The following is a 15,972-nucleotide window of genomic DNA, read 5'->3' as shown; positions in this document are numbered from 1 at the left end:
CGGCGATCGGCAAGGGATGGAGCATGAGACCAGCCGACCACGGCGCCGGGAACGCCGGCACCACCGACATCGCCCAGGCTTTGCGCCACCATCGCGCCGGTGCGCTGTCCGAAGCGCGGCGGCTGTACCGCGCCGTGCTAGGTGCCGAGCCGGACAACGCCGACGCGCTCCACCTTCTCGGCGTCGTCCATCTGCAGAACGGCGACCTCGGCGAAGCCGAGACCCTGATCCGCAGGGCCCTGGCGCGTATGCCGTCGGCAACCGGCTTCTCCAATCTCGGGGCCGCGCTGTACAAGCAGAGGCGGACGGTTCCGGCGATCGACGCGTATCGCAACGCGATGGTGCTGACGCCGGAGTACGCCGAGGCCTACACCAACATCGCCTCCTCGCTGCGCGCCGACGGGCGGACCGGTGCGGCGGCCACGGCCGCGCGTCGTGCCCTGCGCTTGCGCGCCGACCTGGCGGAAGCGCGGATCGAGCTCGCCACCGCCCTGGCAGCGGAACGCCGGTACGCGGACGCGATCCGCGTGCACCAGACCATTCTCGCCCTTCACCCAGACCGGGATGCGGCGCACCAGGCCCTCGGCCGCGTGCGCATGGCGGCCGGCATGGCGGGCGGCGCGACGGCCGCGTTCCGCCGGGCGCTCCGCCTCGGCGGCGGCACGGCGACGGTCTTCAACACTCTCGGCGACGCCGAAAGCCATCTGCGCAACTTCGTGCCGGCGGCGGCGGCCTATCGAAACGCCATCGTCGAGCGCCCCGCCGACCGGTCGGCATGGAACAATCTGGGCGTCGCCATGAAGCGGCTGGAGCGGTCCGCAGAGGCGCGCACGGCGTTTCGCCGGGCGCTGCTCCTCGACCCTTTCCACGCCGAGGCCCATTCGAACTTCGGCAACGAGCTGCGAGACACGCGGGACCACGCCGACGCCCTCGCCGCCCACCGCCGTGCCGCCGCGCTGATGCCCGGGTTTCCCACCGCCTACAACAACATGGGGGCGGTCCTGCCGCAGGAGGGGCCGGCCATCGCCCTCTACCACCGGGCGCTCCGCCTGCGGCCGGACTACGCCGACGCCCACTTCAACCTGGGATCGGCGCTGAAGGCCTGCGGCCGAACCGCGGCCGCCAGGGGCTTCCTGGAGCGCGCCCTCGCCTTGTCCCCGGGCTACGTCAGCGCCCTCAACAATCTCGCGCTGCAGCAGCGCGACGCCGGCGACGCGCCGCTCGCCACGGTGACCCAGCGCCGGTCGCTCCGGGTCGAGGCGGCCAACCCGGAATCCCATTTGAACCTGGCTCTTCTCCTGCTGATGCAGGGCGCCTTCGCCGAAGGATTCGAGGAGTACGAGTGGCGCTGGCGCGGCGAGGCACTGAAGCCGGCGTGGCGCCCGTTCCGCCAACCGCAATGGCGCGGCGAACCCGGTGGCGGCCGCACCCTCCTGGTGTGGTGCGAGCAGGGCTTGGGCGACACCCTGCAGTTCGTCCGCTACATTCCCATGGCTCGGACGCTGGGCTGGCGGGTCGTGCTCGAACTGCAGGGCTGTCTGCAGCGCCTCGTGTCGTCGCTGGACGGCGGCGTCACCATGGTCGTGCAGCACGCTCCGCTTCCGCCCTTCGACGCCCACTGCCCCCTGCTCAGCCTGCCCCGCGCCCTCGCCACCACGGTGACGACCGTTCCCGCACCGGTGCCCTATCTGCGCGCGGAGGAGGGCCGGCGCGCCTTATGGCGCGAACGGCTGCCCCGCGACGGGTTCCGCGTCGGCATCGTCTGGCAAGGGAACCCGGCGGGCAAGATCGACCGCGGCCGCTCCTATCCCCTGGCCTGCGCCGCCCCGCTCGCGCGCGTCCCCGGCGTGCACCTGGTCAGCCTGCAGAAGACCCACGGGCTCGGCCAGCTCGAGCGCCTGCCGCCGGGAATGACGGTGCGCACCCTGGGCGCCCAATTCGACGCCGGCGGGGACGCCTTTCTCGACAGTGCGGCGGTCGCCATGGAGCTGGACCTCATCGTCACCTCCGACACCGCCGTGGCGCACCTCGCCGGTGCCCTCGGACGCCCGGTCTGGCTGGTCCTCCAGGCGACACCGGACTGGCGGTGGCTGCAGGGGCGCGACGACAGCCCCTGGTATCCGACCATGCGGCTGTTCCGTCAAACGGCTCCCGGCGACTGGGGCACGGTGTTCGCCCGCATGGCTGCGGAACTGGAGGCGGTCACGGCCGGGGAGACCGCCCGCCTCTTGCCGCCGCCGGCCGCGACGCCCCTACCGTCGGCGCCGGAACCGGATCCGCAACCGGGCTCGACGCCGGTCGTCCGCGTCGACATCGCGCCCGGCGAGCTTCTGGACAAGATCACCATTCTGGAGATCAAGCTGGAACGCATCGCCGACCCGGCAAAGACTCGCAACGTCGCCGTCGAGCACGAACTGCTGACCCGGACCGCCGACGCCGCGCTGCCGAAGTCGGCTGAGCTTTCCGCCCTGGTCCGCCGCCTGAAGGCCATCAACGAGCGTTTGTGGGTGATCGAGGACGACATCCGCGCGTGCGAGCGCGCCAAGGACTTCGGCGAGACCTTCATCGCCCTGGCGCGCGCGGTCTACCACACCAACGATGAGCGCGCGGCGGTCAAGCGCGCCATCAACACCCTGCTGAACAGCGCCCTGGTGGAGGAGAAGTCCTACGCCGCCTACACGTAGCGCGGCCGACGAGGACGCCCCGGACGGACGTCCGTCCGGGGCGCCCCGATCGGGACGGGGCGGCCGCGCCGGTCCGTCTATCCCGCCAGCACGGTGATGTCGGTGTGGCTCAGGGTGCGGACGTTGAGGGTGGCGATGGTCACGGCCACGCCGGCACCGTTGCCATCGGAGTCGAAGGACAGCACGCCGGTCGTGGTGTTGAAGACGAACACGGCGTTGCCGTTGGCCGGGTCGTCGAGGGCGAAGTTGGCCGCCGACAGGGTGCCGGCGGCGAGATTGCCGAAGTTGGGGCTGTAGACGGCGATGCGGTCCACCCCGGCCTCGAAGTCGGCGATCGCGTCGCCACCCTCCTCGGGCTTGCGGAAGACGAAGAGATCCGCCCCCTGGCCGCCGAACAGTGTGTCCGCCCCGAGGTTGCCGTCGAGCCAGTCGTCGCCGAGGTTGCCGTAGAGCAGGTCGCCGTCCTGACCGCCGAACAGCGTGTCGCCCTCCTGGCCGCCGAACAGAGTGTCGGCCCCCCGGTTGCCGTACAGCACGTCCGATCCGAGCTGGCCGTACACCAGGTCGTCGTCCAGGCCGCCCAGGGCGGTGTCGTTGTCCTGGCCGCCGAAGAGGGTGTCGGTGCCGAAGTTGCCGTAGAGCAGGTCGTTCTGCTTGTTGCCGTAGAGCGCGTCGTTCTCCAGGCCACCGGTGACCGTGTCGTCGCCCTCGTCGCCGAAGAGAACGTCGTTGCCCTCCGCGGACCCGACGAAGTCGTTGCCGCCGCCGCCGCGCAGGGTGTCGTCGTCGGCTCCCAGCACGATGTACTGGGCCGCGCGGTCGCCGGTCACCACCTGGCTGCCGGCGCCGCCGGTCACCTGCACGGCACCGACCACCGCAGCGAACTCCACATCCTGCAACTGGATCACCGTCCCCGGAGGCAGGGCGGAAACGTCGATCACCAGGGCCACCGGCTTGCGGTCGGGGCCGGTGGAGCGGTCTCCGGTGATGACCAGGGGCGTCGACGGTGCCGTGGTCAGGGTGGTCGTCGGCACGATGGTGCGGACGATCAGGTTCTCTTCGCCGGTCGGCAAGCTCTCAAGGAAGGTGGCGCCGACACCGGTCATCTCGGACTGGTCCGCCGGTTGGTCCTGGGTGCGACTGCGGATCGCCCGGATCAACCCGGTCAGGCCGGTCTCCGTGCCGGCCGGCATGCTGGCGACGGTCTCGACCCGCAAGCCGACGCCGATCGGCACGGACGCCTCCAGCCTCCGCGTGCCCGTGACCGTGTCGGTGAGCAGGGGGATGTCGGCGTTGGTGGTGGTGGCGTCCTCCTCGGTGCGGGTGTCGGTGACCACAGGTACGGTGATCACCTCGGTCTGGGTGCCGTCGGGGGTGGTCTCCGTCTGCGTCTGCACCACCACTCCGTCCACCGTCCGGGTCGTCGGCGGGGTCGTCGTGCCGCCCCCACTGCCCGTGTCCGGCGGCGGGGGAGCGGCTCCGGTGGTGAAGTTGAAGACGGTTTTGTCGGTGATGCCGGCATATCCGTTGCCGGCCGCGTCCTGGATGGCGCCCGACGCGACGGTGACGTAATAGCCGCTGGAATATTCCAGGCTCGCGGTGGGATCGATGGTCACCGAGGAGTCCGTGACGGTGAGACGATTGGAAGTCGCGACATCAAAGGTCTCGACCGGCACGTCGCCGGCCGTATAGAGGGTGATGGCGCCGGTGCCCCTGGCCACCGTCTCCGAGAAGGTCAGCGTCAGGTCCGCCGACGCCCCGACGCCGGTCGCGTCGTCCAGCGGCGAGAGGGCCGACAGGGTGGGTGCGGTGGTGTCGATGACGATGCCCTTGTTGGCCGCCAGCGATCCGGGAGCGCCGGGACTGGGCAGCGCCAGCACGGCGTCGTTGCCGGCCGCGTCCTGGATGGTGGCGCCGCCGGTCAGGGCGAGCGCCGAGGTGCTGAGATAGTCGAGGTCCGATGTGCTGTCGCCGGCCTGCACCGTGTAGGTGAAGGAGAGCGTGGTGGTCCCTGTTCCGCCGCTGTACGTTGCCGTCCGGTCAGTGGCGCCGGTCTCCAGCGTCAAGGTCGGCGTGCCCGTGACGGCCACCGTCTTGGTGAAGGCAACGGTGACGACGACGGTGTCGCCGGCGTTGTAGCTGCCGTCGGCGGTGGAGGCGCTGACGCTGCTCACCGCCGGCGCCACATCGTCGTCGGTGATGGTCAAGGTCGTCGACTGGGGCGTGCCGCTCTCCGCCGCGCCGTCGCCGCCCGACACCGCGCTGATGTCGACGACCACCGTCTCCGCGGCATCGACCAGCCCGTCGTCGACTCCCGTCGCGGTGACCGTGCCGATGGTCTGCCCCGCGGCGATGGTCAAGGTCGTCGCCGACAGGGTGTAGTCCGTCGCGTTCGTCGCCGTGCCCGCGGTGGTCAGCGTCACCATCGTGTCGGTCGCCGTCGCGGCGCTCAGCGTCGCCGTGACGGTCGCCACACCACCGTTCTCGGCCAGCGACGACCCGCTCGACGTCAGCGTCACCGTCGGCGCCGGGTCGTCGTCGGTGATCGTCAACGTCGCCGACTGGGGCGTGCCGCTCTCCGCGGCACCGTCGCCGCCCGACACCCCGCTGATGTCGACGACCACCGTCTCCGCCTCGTCGTTGAACGCGTCGTCGACGCCGGTCACCGTCGCGGTCGCCACGGTCTGCCCCGCGGCGATGGTCAGGGTCGTTGCCGACAGGCTGTAGTCGGTGCCGCCACCCGTCGCCGTGCCCGCGGTCGTCAGCGTCACCATCGTGTCGGTCGCCGCCGCGGCGCTCAACGTCGCCGTCACCGTCGCGACACCGCCGTTCTCGGCCAGCGGCGATCCGCTCGACGTCAGCGTCACCGTCGGCGCATCGTCGTCGGCGATCGTCAAGGTCGTCGACTGGGGCGTGCCGCTCTCCGCGGCACCGTCGCCGCCCGACACCCCATCGATGTCGACGATCACCGTCTCCAGGCCTTCGGTCGTGGCGTCGTCGACGCCGGTCACCGTGGCGGTCGCCGAGGTCTGCCCCGCGGCGATGGTCAGGGTGGCCGCCGACAGGCTGTAGTCGGTGCCGCCACCCGTCGCCGTGCCCGCCGTGCTCAGCGTCACCGTCGTCGCCGTGGTGGCCGCGGCGCTCAGCGTCGCCGTGACGGTCGCCATACCGCCGTTCTCCGCCAGCGGCGACCCGCTCGACGTCAGCGTCACCGTCGGCGGATCATCGTCGTCGGTGATCGTCAAGGTCACCGACTGGGGCGTGCCGCTCTCCGCGGCACCGTCGCCGCCCGACACCCCGCTGATGTCGACGACGATCGTCTCCGCCTCGTCGTTGAACGCGTCGTTGACGCCCGTCGCGGTGATCGTGCCGACGGTCTGGCCCGCGGCAATCGTGATCATGGCACCCGACAGGGTGAAGTCCACGGGCGCGGTCCCGGACGCCGTCCCGCCGAAGCTCAGCGTCACCGTCGTCGCCGTGGTGGCCGCGGCGCTCAGCGTCGCCGTGATGGTCGCGACCCCGCCGTTCTCCGCCAGCGGCGATCCGCTCGACGTCAGCGTCACCGTCGGCGCCGGGTCGTCATCGGTGATCGTCAAGGTCGTCGACTGGGGCGTGCTGCTCTCCGCCGCGCCGTCGCCGCCTGACACCCCGTCGATGTCGACGACCACCGTCTCCGCCTCGTCGTTGACCGCGTCGTCGACGCCGGTCACCGTCGCGGTCGCCGAGGTCTGCCCCGCGGCGATGGTCAGGGTGGTCGCCGACAGGGTGTAGTCCGTCGCGTTCGTCGCCGTGCCCGCGGTCGTCAGCGTCACCATCGTGTCGGTCGCCACCGCGGCGCTCAGCGTCGCCGTCACCGTCGCGACACCGCCGTTCTCGGCCAGCGGCGATCCGCTCGACGTCAGCGTCACCGTCGGCGCATCGTCGTCGGCGATCGTCAAGGTCGTCGACTGGGGCGTGCCGCTCTCCGCGGCACCGTCGCCGCCCGACACCCCATCGATGTCGACGATCACCGTCTCCAGGCCTTCGGTCGTGGCGTCGTCGACGCCGGTCACCGTGGCGGTCGCCGAGGTCTGCCCCGCGGCGATGGTCAGGGTGGCCGCCGACAGGCTGTAGTCGGTGCCGCCACCCGTCGCCGTGCCCGCCGTGCTCAGCGTCACCGTCGTCGCCGTGGTGGCCGCGGCGCTCAGCGTCGCCGTGACGGTCGCCATACCGCCGTTCTCCGCCAGCGGCGACCCGCTCGACGTCAGCGTCACCGTCGGCGGATCATCGTCGTCGGTGATCGTCAAGGTCACCGACTGGGGCGTGCCGCTCTCCGCGGCACCGTCGCCGCCCGACACCCCGCTGATGTCGACGACGATCGTCTCCGCCTCGTCGTTGAACGCGTCGTTGACGCCCGTCGCGGTGATCGTGCCGACGGTCTGGCCCGCGGCAATCGTGATCATGGCACCCGACAGGGTGAAGTCCACGGGCGCGGTCCCGGACGCCGTCCCGCCGAAGCTCAGCGTCACCGTCGTCGCCGTGGTGGCCGCGGCGCTCAGCGTCGCCGTGATGGTCGCGACCCCGCCGTTCTCCGCCAGCGGCGATCCGCTCGACGTCAGCGTCACCGTCGGCGCCGGGTCGTCATCGGTGATCGTCAAGGTCGTCGACTGGGGCGTGCTGCTCTCCGCCGCGCCGTCGCCGCCTGACACCCCGTCGATGTCGACGACCACCGTCTCCGCCTCGTCGTTGACCGCGTCGTCGACGCCGGTCACCGTCGCGGTCGCCGAGGTCTGCCCCGCGGCGATGGTCAGGGTGGTCGCCGACAGGGTGTAGTCGGTGCCGCCGCCCGTCGCCGTGCCCGCGGTCGTCAGCGTCACCATCGTGTCGGTCGTCGCCGTACGGCTCAGGGTCGCCGTCACCGTCGCGACACCGCCGTTCTCCGCCAACGACGACCCACTCGACGTCAGCGTGACCGTCGGCGCTGCAGCCGTGATGCGGTCGAGGATCAGGTCTGCCAGGCTGTACCATGGAGAACTATCAGCATCAGTGAAGTCCTCAGAAAAAACAATCGAAAAACTGCTTATTTGCAGGAATTGATCGGCATCTCCAAAGCTGTTTTCCGTGACATTGTGAACTCCGTCGATTTCATTAGAAATTGATCCAGTTTTTACGCCGCCTTTGTTTGTGGTCAGCGTATAAGTGGCCGGATTTTCCTGGCCCGTGGAGATGTCATAAAGTGTTATAGAATTCAAGTCGAATGTATAACCAGTCATCGACACTGTAATTTCAAGCGTGTCCGCGCCACCCTGCGATGTGCCGTCATAAATTGAATAGTTAGCGGGGTAGCCACCAAAGTATCCGAGCGTGACGCCGCTTATGTCCGTGTACTGTTCCAGCGTAAAGGTAAGCTCATATCCGTTCTCGCTGAAGGTTTCCGTGGCAGCGCCTGTAACGGTATCCGTGTCATCTGTGGTGAGCGTGAATGTCGTTGGGGCAAGTATGGCCGCGAACCGGTCCTGAGCCGCTGCCGTGATCGCTACGGGCGTGCCGACATCACCAACCCTGGCCTCGAGCAGCCAGTTGCCTCCCAGCGCATCGGCACCGGTGGGACCGACCGATGCCGCGATGTCGGCGCCAACCAGTTCGGCCAACGTGGACAGGAAACGGTTGCCCGATCCGTGAGCCACATTGCAGCCATACAGCAGAAGGTCGCCGCCCGCCGTGAGGGCACTGCCCAGCTTGGCAAGCTCCGGTTCACGGGCGATGGCGCGTTCCACATCCAGGGAAAGCGCCCCCAATAGAACGCGTCCCTCCGCTCCATGACTCAGAAGATGGATGGCATCATAACCGTCCTTGCCGGCGGCCCAGGCCGCCATCTGCGCCAAACCGTCACGGGAACTGTCCAGCAACACCACCTCGACGCCCGGCGCAACGCCATCGGCCAGCGTCCCCCAGTCGACGACACCAGTATCGATGAACGCGACTTCCCGGCGGCCACCGTTGAGCGCGGGAACGGCCTGGTGCAATACATGAAAGGCGTCGTCCCCACCAGCAAACGGCATCCCCGCGGCGCTCCCGCCGTCCATCCCCGAAGCGCTGTCCATCTGCCTCACCTTCTCACCAGCCACACCAGATACTTCCGGCACACCACAACCCTCTACGGGCAAGGGTAGTGGAGCCTGCGCCGTTGCGCGGCCCGCGGGCCCATTCAGTTCCGACGGAAGCCCTTCCGTCAGATCGGCGAACGGCATTTCCTCCAAAAGAGGTATATACCTCACCGTTCGCTATCATCACAAGATGCAACCCAATAGGAAAATGTATCTTCACGACCCGCGAAAGTGATGGTGGCTGCCCTGGCAGGCGCCCGTTACATTTCGCGACATTGTGTAACGAAAAGATTCATCGGACGCCTGGGAGAAAAAGTTGCCGTCCGGATTCAACGGCCCCATCTGCCTGCGGGGGTGAGCATCTGTTTGGGCCTTGGCCGTACCCCCGACCTCCAGCCGACCGGTCTCCGATCCCCTGCGACACTGGATATTTGGACACACTGACTCCAACCGGATGCCGGTGCAGCAACCGCGCATCCGGTCAAAGCGCTCCCCTCCGACAATCGAAGGGGAGCCGCGGAGACACGCCCCCCGCCTGACCGGATCAGGGCCGGTCCGGGAAGACACCGTTGTTCATGATGCAGGCGGTCAAGGCCAACACCGGCGACTGGGTGGGCACGGTCATGGCGGCGCCCACGACACCGGTCGGCTGGACGGTCACCGTGCCGCCACCGCTGCCCCCCGTGACGTTGAGAGTAACGTCGCCCTTGGCGCTACCGACCAGGGAGCCGCCCGAGGCGGTGCCGCTGACCGTGCCGGTCGCCTGTCCGGTTACGGCTCCCGCCGGACCGATGACCGTGGTATTGCCGTTGCCAGCCGGAGCATAGATGTTCGGAGCAGGCGATCCGCCTGACGTGAGCAGAACGTTGTTCCCCACATTCTGCGTCCGCCCCGCGGTATTCGTGGAGCCGATCTTCGCGTCGGCGACGACGTTCAGGGTGGCGCTGGTGCTGAACGGCAGGCCGCTCACCGAGCCTTCGAGGGGAATGTCGACGGTGCCGGAGATGGTGCCGCCGCTGCCGCCGGAGCTGGTGAACTTGGCGGTGTGGGTGTGCTGCGGCAGCGGGATCGCCAGCGTCACCTGATTCTGGCCGGCCCGCTGCGCCAAATTGATGTTGTCCAGACCAGTGCCTTGACCGTAGCCGACGGGTGCGCGGCCCCGCAGGTCCGGCACGCCAAAGGTGCTGCGCCCGTCGCCGCCGTACGTCGTTCCGAGCAAAGCGTACAGCGCCTGGTTGCCGTTGATCGCCAGCAACTGGCCGGACGCCGGCAGCCAGCCGCGCGGGCAGAACTGGTTGGCGAAAAAGCAGACCGTGCCGATGTAGGAGTCCTGGCTGCACGCCGCGGCCGGCGTGGCGAGTCCGGCGCCGGTCGCGACGGTGGCGGCGAGCAGGACGGAGCGGAACGTCTTGGTCATCGTTGGCGATTCCTCCTGTTGGTGTATGAGGCGGCCCAGCCCGCCCCAGAGAACAGTTAACGAAAAGAAACCATCATCGATCGGGGGCCGAAGTCCCTGAGGATCGGAAATCCGTCCCCGGCAACTCTGCCACGATTCCCGCAATATTGATCCCGGATTTTTTTGTTCCGAATGCAACAAACTATTCTAAATTATTCACGCACACCCCAAATGGACTTGCATACCGACGTATTCACTTGATTGCTTTTGGCGATACTATAGGCCGACAAGGTGACGGCCTCTTTGTGGGGCGACTCGTCCACGGCGTGCCGCCCGTCGCCGATTGACGCCACCGCCCGGCAGGGCGCAAAGCTGCGGCCGACCGGACCGCCGCCACCGAAGGAGCCCCCGATGTCCCGCCGATCGCTGACCGCCGCGCTGATGCTGACCGCACTGGTCGGGCCCGCGGCGGCGCAAACGACGGACCCGGCGCGTCGCGCCGCCACCCGGCCGCCGTTGCAACTGCACGACGAATCGCCCGTCGCCACCCCCGTCCCGGCCCCGGGGCCGGCGCCGGCCCCGACACCGGCCCCCGGGCCGGCCGAGACGCCGGCGGTCGCGCCGGAGGCCGTTCCGCCGCCCGCCGCCGCCGTTCACGACGCCGTCGCCCGCGACCCGGTGGCCGTGGTCCGCGCCTTCTACGACGCCCTCGGCCGCGCCGACGGCATCGCCGCCAACGCCTATCTCGTGCCCGCCAAGCGCGGCCAGGGCCCCTTCGACCCGCAGGCCATCGCCGCCTTCTACGGCGCCATGGCGGAGCCGCTGCGGGTGCTCGCCACCGGCCGGCTCGACCCGCGGATCGTACGCGTGCGCTACGCCTGGACGCACCGCAGCGGCCGGCGTTGCGACGGCGCCGCCGACGTCATCCTCACGCCGCAGGACGGCCGGCTGCTGATCGAACGCATCCACAGCCTGGGCGGCTGCTGAACGGTCCTGCGGATGCCCCTTGACAACGTGCCGCACCGCACAACATAGAGATGTGTCTTTCGGGGCCGGCTCCGCCGCTCCCTCCCCGCCCCCGCCGCCGGTTTCCCGGCAGCCGCGGCCGCATCGGCGGCCGCCGGCGCCGTTCCGTGCGGCCCGGGCGGACAGGATCACGCACCGCCGATCGGTGCACGCCCGTCCGGCAGCGTCGAATGCCGGCACCGTACGACCGACTGGAACGACAACGAAAAGAGAGTCTATGACCGTTTCCAAGACCCGTGGGCGCACCGCGTCCCGCGGACGGCCGGCCGCATCCCGCGGTCCGGCGCAGCTCGACCACGGCCGCGCCCCGCTGCGCGGCGCCCTCCCGAAGTCCGGGGCCAAGCGCGGCCCGGTGCCGGGCACCGACGAAGTGCTCTTCCTGCCGCTCGGCGGCTGCTCGCGCATCGGCATGAACATGGCCCTCTACGGCCACGCCGGGAAATGGCTGATCGTCGACGCCGGCGTCGCCTTCATGGGCGACGAGGCGCCGGGCATCAACGCCCTGATGGCCGATCCCACCTTCATCGAACAGCGCATGGACGACGTGGTCGGCCTGGTGGTCACCCACGCCCACGAGGACCACATCGGCGCCATCCACCATCTGTGGCCGCGCCTGACCTGCCCGATCTACGCCACCCCCTTCGCCTCGCACGTCATCCGCGAGCGGCTGAAGGAGAAGGGTAGCATGCGCGACGTGCGCCTGCGCACCTTCGAGGTGGGGGCCGCCTTCGACCTCGGTCCCTTCCGGGTCGAGAGCATCGCCGTCACCCACTCGATCCCCGAGCCGGTGGCGCTCGCCATCCGCACCGCCGCCGGCACCGTCCTGCACACCGGCGACTGGAAGTTCGATCCCGATCCCCTGATCGGCCAGACCGCCGACATCGCGGCGTTCCGGCGCCTGGGCGACGAGGGCGTGCTGGCCATGCTGTGCGACAGCACCAACGCCGACGTGCCGGGCTCCACCGGTTCGGAGGCCGAGGCGCGCGCCGGGCTGGCCGAGGCCTTCGCCGGCCGCAAGGGGGCGATCGCCGTCACCGGCTTCGCCTCCAACGTCGCCCGCATGAAGGCGGTGGCCGAGGCCGCCGCCGCCCACGACCGCAAGGTGGTGCTGGCCGGCCGCTCGCTGCTGCGCATGGAGGCGGCGGCGCGCGCCTGCGGCTTCCTCGACGGGCTGCCCGACTTCATCGGCCTGGACGAGGCCGCGTGGACCGACCGCCGCCACCTGGTCATGCTGTGCACCGGCAGCCAGGGCGAGGAGCGCGCGGCGCTCAGCCGCATCGCCCGCGGCAACCACCGCGAGCTGTGGCTGCAGAAGGGCGACACCGCGATCTTCTCCGCCCGCGCCATCCCCGGCAACGAGGAGGCCATCGGCGACGTCCAGAACCACCTGCGCGCCCGCGGTGTGGCGGTGCTGACCCCGGCCGACGCGCCGGTGCACGTCTCCGGCCATCCCAAGCGCGACGACCTGCGCCGCATGTACGAGCTGGTCCGCCCGCGCTTCGCCGTGCCGGTGCACGGCACCATGGCGCACCTGGAGGCGCACGCACGCCTCGCCCGCGACTGCGGCGTGGAGCGCGCGCTGGTGCTGGAGGACGGCGACCTCGTCCGCCTCTCCCGCGAGGCCACCGCGGTGATCGCCCACATGGAGCCGCGCCGCCTCGCCGACGACGGCAAGGCGATCGTCCCCTGGCGCGGCACCCTGGCGCCGGGCGACGCCGTGCAGAAGCTGGCGCTGGCGGCCTGACGGGGAACGCCGGAGCGGCCCGCGGTGTTGTCCGTCCGCTGGAGGGAGAGAACCGATGGCCGACTACGAGCACACCCAGGTGATGAGCGTCCCGCCCGAGACCGCCTTCGCCTTCCTGGAGGATCCGGCGAACCTGCCCCTCTGCCTGCCCGAGGTGGAGGGGGTGGACGCGGCCGGGCCCGACCGGGTCCGCCTGAGCGGACGGCTGAACGGCCGGGCGCTGACCGTCGACTGCCGCCTCGGCGTCGACCGCGCGGCGCGCCGGCTGGAGTGGGAGGTCGCGCAGGCCGGGGCCCGCGGCTGGCTGCGCGTCGCCCCGCTGCCGTCGGGCTGCGACGTCACCGCCCACGTCTCCTTCGCCGGCCCGCAGCCGCCGGCCGAGCGGGTGCGCAGCCGCCTCGGCAAGGGGCTGGAGGCCATGCGCGACCGCCTGGAGGGACGGCCGGGCGACGGCCTGCCGTCGGTGGACTGACCCGCCATGACCGCCTTCCTCCTCCTGCTCGCCCTCATCGCCGTCTTCCTCCTCACCGGCCCGTGGTGGCCCTACAGCCGCGGCTGGGGCTACGGCCCGTCGGGCGTCGTCCTCGCCCTGCTGGTCCTGTGGTTCGCGCTCGTCTGGTGGGGTGCCCTGGTGCTGGCCCTGCCGTGGGCGGCATGAGCGGTCCGGTGGTGCTCGACACCAACGTCTTCGTCGCCGCCGGCTTCCGGCCGGACAGCGCGTCCGGCCGGATCGTCGCGGCGGTGCGCGCCGGCGCGCTGCGCCTGGTGTGGGACGCGCCGACCCGCGGCGAGACCCGCGCCGTGCTGACCCGCATCCCGCGCCTCGACTGGGCGGCGGTCGCGGCACTGTTCCGTCCCGAGGACGAGCACATGGGCGGCACGGCGCCCGACGCCTTCACCGCCGTCGCGGACCCCGGCGACCGCAAGTTCGCCGCCCTGGCCGCCGCGACCGGGGCGGTGCTGGTCAGCAGCGACGCCCACCTGCTGTCCTGCGGCGCGGCGATCGGCGTCCGCGTGCTGACGCCGCGCGACTTCCGGGACGCCACCGCGCCCGCCGGCGCCTGAGCCGCTTTGTGCGGCTTGCGCCACGTTTGCCCCCACCCCGCCCCTCCCCCGCTTCGCAGGGGAGGGAGTCAGGCCCTCCCCTGCGAAGCGGGGGAGGGAGGGGACCCGCGGCACAGCCGCGGGGAGGGTGGGGCAAGCGTGGCGCAGGCCAACACCACTCCGTTCAGAGTGGCGGCACGGCCGGCGGCGTGCGGGCCGCGGCCCGGCGTCCGGGCTGCGGCGGGACCGGGTCCGCCAGCGGCATGCCGCGCTGCACCCAGGCCCGCAGACGCACCGCGAGGTCCGGCGCGACCGAGGCGTTCCACATCAGCAGCGCCCACAGAGCGACGGCGTCCGGCGCGCCGACCGCCCGCGCCAGGCGGTCGCAGCGGGCCTCGAACGGCTCGGCGCCGCAGGCGTCGAGGCGGGCGCGGATGCGCGCCGGCCACGGCGGGCGCAACTGGTTGCGGTCGTCGAAGAGGTCGACGGGAAGCGGGCGAAGCGGCATGCGGACGACCTCCCGAAGCGGGGTAACACCGGACTGAACAGCGCGGCCGGCGCCACGGCTCGCTCCCCGGACGGGCTATCCCGTCCGGGGAGCGCCCTGCCCCCTCGTCCAACCGGACGACTGTCGCCGCGGCCGCGGCATCGCCATCTCTTCCGATGGGGCGTTCGCCGAGCCGTCGTGCGCCCCACCCGGGAGCGGTCGCAGGAGCGGCACCATGGACCTGGCACCGGACATCGCGGTCTTCCGGCCGCACCTGGAGTGGCTGAACGGACGGCGCGGCGCCATGGAGGCGCTGGTCCGCCGCTGGGGGGCCATCAATTCCGGCAGCGGCAACGCCGCCGGTCTCGCCGCCATGGCGGCGGCGCTGGCGGAGGCCTTCGCCCCCCTGGGGCCGCTGCGGCGCCAGCCGGCGGGGCACGGCGACCTGCTGAGCCTGGAGCGTCGGCCCGAGGCACCGCGCCAGGTCGTCCTGGCGATCCACTACGACACCGTGTTCGGCCCGGAGCATCCGTTCCAGGCGGTGCGCGCCCTCGACGCCGACACCCTCAACGGGCCCGGCGTCGCCGACGCCAAGGGCGGCCTCGCCGTGCTGCTGCACGCCCTCCTGGCGCTGGAGCGCAGCCCCTTCGCCGCCGGGATCGGCTGGCGGGTGCTGCTGAACCCGGACGAGGAGACGGGCTCCAAAGGCTCCATCGCCGCGATGCTCGACCGGGCGGCGGGCGCCGACCTCGCCCTGCTCTACGAGCCGGCCCTGGAGGACGGCACCATGGCCGCCGCCCGCAAGGGCAGCGGCAACTTCACCCTGGCGGTGACCGGCCGCGCCGCCCACGCCGGCCGCGACTTCGCCGCCGGACGCAACGCCCTGACGGCGCTGGCCGCCGCCATGGTCGCGCTGGACGCCCTGAACGGCCGGCGCGACGGCGTCACCGTCAACGTCGCCCGGGTGGAGGGCGGCGGTCCGGACAACGTCGTGCCCGAGCGGGCGCTCGCCCGCTTCAACATCCGCGTGCCGACGGCCGCGGACGCCGCCTGGGCCGCCGCCGAATGCGCCGGCATCGTCGCCGCGCTGAACGCCCGCGACGGCATCCGCGCCGAGCTGCGGGGCGGCTTCGGCCGCCCGCCCAAGCCGGTCGACGGGCGGCAGCGCCACCTCCAGGCCTGGGTCGGCGGGCTCGGCGCGGCGCTCGGCGTGCCGGTGGGCTGGCGCGACACGGGCGGGTGCTGCGACGGCAACAATCTCGCCGCCGCCGGTGTCGCCAACGTCGACACCCTGGGCGTGCGCGGCGGCCGTATCCACAGCGACGGCGAGTACGTCAGGCTCGACAGCCTGGTCGAGCGCGCCGCCCTGTCGGCCCTGCTGCTGATGGCGCTGGGCGCCGGCGCCTTCGCCTGGCCGGAGGACGCGCGGTGAGATACCGTCACGTTGAGCAAGCCCTATTTTCAGGGGGCGAGCTTTGGTTCGAAGGGCTTTCGGGCCTTGGCGA

Annotated in this window: 10 protein-coding genes; 7 read left to right on the top strand and 3 right to left on the bottom strand. The window is 71.3% G+C overall.

The window, feature by feature from the left end; translation table 11 throughout:
* The first annotated feature begins 23 nt into the window (after window positions 1-23).
* Complete coding sequence (locus ACSBPG_RS27150) at window positions 24-2,684, top strand: DUF6165 family protein (RefSeq protein ID WP_435540371.1); 2,661 nt, start codon at window positions 24-26, stop codon at window positions 2,682-2,684.
* Between the two features lie 77 nt (window positions 2,685-2,761).
* On the opposite strand, the gene ACSBPG_RS27145 is transcribed toward ACSBPG_RS27150, so the two are convergent.
* Together ACSBPG_RS27145 and ACSBPG_RS27140 are read right to left on the bottom strand one after the other, a co-directional pair.
* Entirely contained in the window at window positions 2,762-8,725 is a 5,964-nt protein-coding gene (locus ACSBPG_RS27145) for a Calx-beta domain-containing protein (RefSeq protein ID WP_435540421.1), read from the bottom strand.
* Between the two features lie 589 nt (window positions 8,726-9,314).
* Window positions 9,315-10,187 (bottom strand): phage tail protein, encoded by an 873-nt coding sequence (locus ACSBPG_RS27140; RefSeq protein ID WP_435540370.1) that lies wholly within the window; start codon window positions 10,185-10,187, stop codon window positions 9,315-9,317.
* A gap of 390 nt (window positions 10,188-10,577) precedes the next feature.
* Between ACSBPG_RS27140 and ACSBPG_RS27135 the strand changes: the two genes are divergently transcribed.
* From ACSBPG_RS27135 to ACSBPG_RS27115, 5 genes are all read left to right on the top strand, one after another.
* On the top strand, window positions 10,578-11,153 hold the full coding sequence (locus tag ACSBPG_RS27135) for a hypothetical protein (protein WP_435540369.1): 576 nt from the start codon (window positions 10,578-10,580) through the stop codon (window positions 11,151-11,153).
* Between the two features lie 256 nt (window positions 11,154-11,409).
* The gene (locus tag ACSBPG_RS27130; RefSeq protein ID WP_435540368.1) at window positions 11,410-12,936 is read left to right on the top strand and encodes a ribonuclease J; all 1,527 of its coding nucleotides are present in this window, start codon (window positions 11,410-11,412) and stop codon (window positions 12,934-12,936) included.
* Between the two features lie 55 nt (window positions 12,937-12,991).
* The gene (locus ACSBPG_RS27125) at window positions 12,992-13,408 is read left to right on the top strand and encodes an SRPBCC family protein (protein WP_435540367.1); all 417 of its coding nucleotides are present in this window, start codon (window positions 12,992-12,994) and stop codon (window positions 13,406-13,408) included.
* 6 nt (window positions 13,409-13,414) lie between these two features.
* Window positions 13,415-13,594, top strand: coding sequence for a DUF3309 family protein (locus ACSBPG_RS27120; RefSeq protein ID WP_435540366.1), 180 nt, complete (start codon window positions 13,415-13,417; stop codon window positions 13,592-13,594).
* A complete protein-coding gene (locus ACSBPG_RS27115; RefSeq protein ID WP_435540365.1) occupies window positions 13,591-14,001 on the top strand; it encodes a PIN domain-containing protein in 411 nt (136 codons plus the stop codon). Before ACSBPG_RS27120 ends, ACSBPG_RS27115 begins: the two co-directional genes overlap by 4 nt.
* 163 nt (window positions 14,002-14,164) lie before the next feature.
* On the opposite strand, the gene ACSBPG_RS27110 is transcribed toward ACSBPG_RS27115, so the two are convergent.
* Window positions 14,165-14,488, bottom strand: coding sequence for a hypothetical protein (locus ACSBPG_RS27110; protein ID WP_435540364.1), 324 nt, complete (start codon window positions 14,486-14,488; stop codon window positions 14,165-14,167).
* Window positions 14,489-14,702: 214 nt separating this feature from the next.
* On the opposite strand from ACSBPG_RS27110, the gene ACSBPG_RS27105 reads away from it, so the two are divergent.
* Window positions 14,703-15,899, top strand: coding sequence for a hydrolase (locus ACSBPG_RS27105; protein WP_435540363.1), 1,197 nt, complete (start codon window positions 14,703-14,705; stop codon window positions 15,897-15,899).
* Window positions 15,900-15,972: the final 73 nt, after the last annotated feature.

This window comes from Azospirillum sp. ST 5-10, assembly GCF_051225715.1.
In the GTDB taxonomy this organism is placed as follows: Bacteria; Pseudomonadota; Alphaproteobacteria; order Azospirillales; family Azospirillaceae; genus Azospirillum.
This window is presented reverse-complemented; position numbering and strand designations above follow the sequence as displayed.